Annotated in this window: 4 protein-coding genes and 1 pseudogene; 2 read left to right on the forward strand and 3 right to left on the reverse strand. The window is 73.4% G+C overall.

The window, feature by feature from the left end; genetic code table 11:
• Window positions 1-1,534 (reverse strand): DEAD/DEAH box helicase (locus tag DKT68_RS00580; RefSeq protein ID WP_236646648.1); only part of this gene is annotated, 1,534 nt, incomplete at its 3' end.
• A 315-nt stretch (window positions 1,535-1,849) separates the two neighbouring features.
• On the opposite strand from DKT68_RS00580, the gene DKT68_RS00585 reads away from it, so the two are divergent.
• Window positions 1,850-2,500 (forward strand): ferritin-like fold-containing protein, encoded by a 651-nt coding sequence (locus DKT68_RS00585; RefSeq protein ID WP_109815487.1) that lies wholly within the window; start codon window positions 1,850-1,852, stop codon window positions 2,498-2,500.
• A gap of 60 nt (window positions 2,501-2,560) precedes the next feature.
• On the opposite strand, the gene DKT68_RS00590 is transcribed toward DKT68_RS00585, so the two are convergent.
• Window positions 2,561-2,788, reverse strand: coding sequence for a DUF3107 domain-containing protein (locus tag DKT68_RS00590; protein WP_030329796.1), 228 nt, complete (start codon window positions 2,786-2,788; stop codon window positions 2,561-2,563).
• Between the two features lie 64 nt (window positions 2,789-2,852).
• Window positions 2,853-3,491, reverse strand: coding sequence for a TetR/AcrR family transcriptional regulator (locus DKT68_RS00595; protein WP_074314694.1), 639 nt, complete (start codon window positions 3,489-3,491; stop codon window positions 2,853-2,855).
• A gap of 149 nt (window positions 3,492-3,640) precedes the next feature.
• Between DKT68_RS00595 and DKT68_RS00600 the strand changes: the two are divergent.
• A pseudogene (locus tag DKT68_RS00600) lies at window positions 3,641-4,149 on the forward strand (hypothetical protein); the annotation flags it as partial.

A 4,149-nucleotide genomic window follows, 5' to 3' on the forward strand; every position in this document is an offset into this window, starting at 1 on the left:
GGGTACGGGCGCCATCCTCGTCGGCGGCGTTGACGGCGGCGTTGTCCGCGGGGGCCTCGGCGACCGGCGTGCCGGCGGCCGGCGTGCCGGCGTCGGTGCGGTCCCGGCGGCCGTCGCTCCGACCGCGGCGCTCGCCCCGGCCGTCACCGCGGCTGTCACCGCGGCCCTCGCCGCGTCGGGAGCCCCGACCACCGCTGTCGCCCCGGCGGGAACGCGTCCCGCCCAGGTCCTCCTCGATCTCGGCTGACAGCCCGGCCCGGGTCCGCTCGGCGGTGGGCAGGGTGCCGGTGACCTCGGTGGAGATGTGCAGGTCGGTGTAGAGGTGCGGGGACGTGTGGTACGTCTCCGGCGGCTCCGGCATCTCGAGACCGAGGGTCTTGTCGATGATCCGCCAGCGGGGCATGTCGTCCCAGTCGACGAAGGTCACCGCGACACCGGTCGCCCCGGCCCGGCCGGTCCGGCCGATCCGGTGGGTGTAGGTGTCCTGGTCTTCCGGGCAGTCGTAGTTGATGACGTGGGTGACGCCGGTGACGTCGAGCCCGCGGGCTGCCACGTCGGTGGCGACCAGAATGTCGATCTTGCCGGCCCGGAAGGCTCGCAGCGCCCGCTCGCGGGCACCCTGGCCGAGGTCACCGTGCACCGCGGCGACCGCGAACCCGCGGAAGTCGAGGTCCTCGGCGACCCGGTCGGCGGCCCGCTTGGTGCGGGTGAAGATCATCGTCAGTCCGCGACCCTCCGCCTGGAGGATCCGCGCCACCACCTCGACCTTGTTCATCGAGTGGGTGCGGTAGACCAACTGCTCGGTCTGCGGCGACGGCCCGGTCTCGGCGGTGTGCCCGGCGTGGATCGTCATCGGCTGACGTAGGAAACGCCGGGACAGGGTGACGATCGGGTCCGGCATGGTGGCCGAGAAGAGCATGGTCTGCCGGTCCTCCGGCAGCATCGCCAGGATCTTTTCGACGTCGTCGAGGAAGCCCAGGTCGAGCATCCGGTCGGCCTCGTCCAGGACCAGCGCGTGGACACGGTCGAGGCGCAGGTGCTTCTGCTTCTGCAGGTCCATCAGACGGCCGGGCGTGCCGACCAGGATCTCGACGCCCTTGCGCAGCGCGTCGATCTGCGGCTCGTACGCCACGCCGCCGTAGATCGGAAGCACCCGGATGCCCCGCGTCCGGCCGGCGGCGGCGAGGTCCTTGGCGACCTGGATGCCCAGCTCACGCGTGGGCACCACGACCAGTGCCTGCGGGACGCCGTCGCTGCCCTCGCCCGGCGCGAAGACCCGGTCCAGCAGCGGTACGCCGAAGCCGAGGGTCTTGCCGGTGCCGGTGGGCGCCTGACCGATCAGGTCGACGCCGCGCAGCGCGATCGGGATCGCGTACTCCTGGATGGCGAACGCGCGGGTGATGCCGGCCGCGGCCAGCGCCTCGACGGTCTCGTCGCGGGCGCCGAGTGCGGCGAAGGTGGGTGCCTCGGGTCGGACCGGGGCGGTGGGGGCCAGTTCCTGGCCGTCCATCAGATCTTGAGTCAATTCGCTCATGGGGATGTGGGGGTGCCCTCTCGTGGGTGCGCCCGTCATGTCCTCAGGGCGCGTTCGGTATGACGCGGGCCACACGGTCGGGGGCAGACTGCCGAGCCGGACCGGGCCGCACGCGCGCCGCGGGCTGAGCTTCGATCAGATCGGCGCCCACGGCAACTGCTCTATGCTACCTGAACAGGCAGGCCCCCGTCCCGATTCCCGGCCCGGGGGCGCCCACGCGGGGCCATCGAATGTGACCTGCGCCACAATCGTGCGGGTGGCGGGTCGTGCCACGGCGGGGCACACACGCCGGGTGACGCGCGGTAGCCTGCGCTCGTGTCCGCGCCGACCACCCCCGGTCCCGCCGTCGCCGACCTGCTGGGCCTGGTCGCCTTCGGTGAGCTGCTCGCCTTCGAGCGGATGGCCGGCGACGCCCGGCTCGCCCCCGACCTGCGCCGTCGCGCCGCGCTGAGCGAGATGGCCGCGGCCGAGATAGCCAACTACCGCCGGCTCGCCGACCGGCTCACCGCGCTCGGCGTGCCTCCGGAGGACGCGATGGCGCCCTACCTGGCGCCGCTGCAGGCGTACCACGACTCGACCGAGCCGCGGGACTGGGCGGAGGTGGTGACCAAGGCGTACGTCGGAGACGCCATCACCGACGACTTCATCAGGGAGATCGCCGACGCCCTGGGTGACCCCGACCGGGAGCTGGTGCTGGACGTGCTGCACGACTCCCGGTACGCGGAGTTCGCCGCCGCGGAGATCCGGGTCGCGGTCGCGGCCGACCCGCGGGTGGCCGACCGGCTCTCCATGTGGGCCCGGCGGCTGGTCGGCGAGGCGTTGTCCCAGGCCGGTCGGGTCGCCGCCGAGCGGGCCGCGCTCACCGCGCTGATCGCGCAGGACGACCGGGTCGACGTGCCGGGCCTCTTCCGGCGGCTCACCGCCGCGCACACCACGCGGATGGCCGCCGTCGGGCTGAACAACTGACACCGGGTGCCGGCCCGCGGCAGGTAGGCCAGCGCCGACCTGCCGCGACGGCCGGACCGGTCAGCGGACGGTGAAACCGACCGCCCGGGGCGACGCCTCAGCGATCTCGACGTAGGCGACCTTCTCGACCGGAACGATGACCCGCCGGCCCTTCTCGTCGGTCAGGGAGAGCGTGCCGCCGTTGCCGGCGAAGGCGTCGGTCACGATCTGCTCGATCTCGGCCGGCGACTGCGCGCTGTCCAGAACCAGCTCGCGCGGCGCATACTGCACGCCGATCTTGACCTCCACTGTGCCTCCTCAACTGGGGCGAAAGAACCGCCCTGCGAAGGCTATCCGATCACGGGGTCGACGGTCAGGCTGACTCACCTTGCAGGGGGAAGCTGGCGATGCCCCGCCAGGACAACGCCGCCACCAACGCCTCGGCCTCGGCCTTCGGCACCTGCCGCCCGCCGGCCAGCCAGAACTGGGCCGCCGTCTCGGCGGCCCCGACCAGCCCGGAGGCGAGCAGCTCGGCGTGCGCCCGGCTCACCCCGGTGTCCGAGATGATGGTGTCGGTTATCGCGGCGATGCAGCCCTGCTCGACCCGCTCGACCCGCTGCCGTACCGCCGGGTCGTTGCGCAGGTCCGACTCGAAGACGAGGCGGAAGGCCTCGCTCTCGTGGTCGACGAAGTCGAAGTACGCCCGCACGGACGCGCTGACCCGCTCCTTGTTGTCGCTGGTGCCGCGCATCGCGTCGTGCACCTTGGCGACGATGGCGTCGCAGTGCGTGTCCAGCAGCGCCAGGTAGAGGTCCATCTTTCCGGGAAAGTGTTGGTAGAGCACCGGCTTCGAGACGCCGGCCCGCTCGGCGATGTCGTCCATGGCCGCGGCGTGGTAGCCCTGCGCGACGAACACCTCCTGCGCCGCCGCGAGCAGCTGCTTACGGCGCGCCGAACGGGGCAGGCGGGTGGGCCGGCCGGCGGTCTGTGCACCGTTCCCCACAGCGGTCATGGGATCCTCCGAGTTCTCTGTACGAGCCGGCATTTTCCCCCCAGACCGGGCGAGGCCCGTGACCCCCGTCGTGGAAATGGCCCGCCGCTGTAACTTATCGCCACTGTCACCACACGGTAGCCTCAGCGGGGGCGACCAAGGAGCGCGCGGTGAGTGAAACAGGGCAACCCGGAGCCGCCACCCCGGGAGAGCACGGTGACGGAGCGGGTCAGCACGACGACCCGGGCCGTTCCGGCGGCGGGTGGGCGCCCCCGACGGGCGGGTGGTCCCGGTCTGCCGAGCACGACGATGCCCGGGACCGGGCGCCTCGCTGGCAGCCCGACCCCGCGTCCGGTTGGCGCGCCGCGTCCAGCCGGCACGGCGACCTGCCGGCGCCGCTGGCCGGGCTGCCGGGTGAGCCCGAGCAGCCGGCCCGGGTCAACGGGCACCACGCCAACGGCGTCCACCACCCCGCCCCGGAGACCAACGGCGTCCGTCACCCCGGTGGCGAGCCACCGGCCGGCCGTCCCGCGCCGGTCAGCGCGCCACCCGGGCTGACCGCCGAGGACCGGCCCGACCAGGCCGGCGACCGGCTGGTGGTGCCGGCCCAGCGCCCCGTGCCACCGGCAGAGCGGGCGGCCGGCGAGCCCGACACCGGCTCGGCCCGGCACTCCACCGC

Origin of the sequence: Micromonospora acroterricola, assembly GCF_003172955.1 — a bacterium.
Classification (GTDB): domain Bacteria; phylum Actinomycetota; class Actinomycetes; order Mycobacteriales; family Micromonosporaceae; genus Micromonospora; species Micromonospora acroterricola.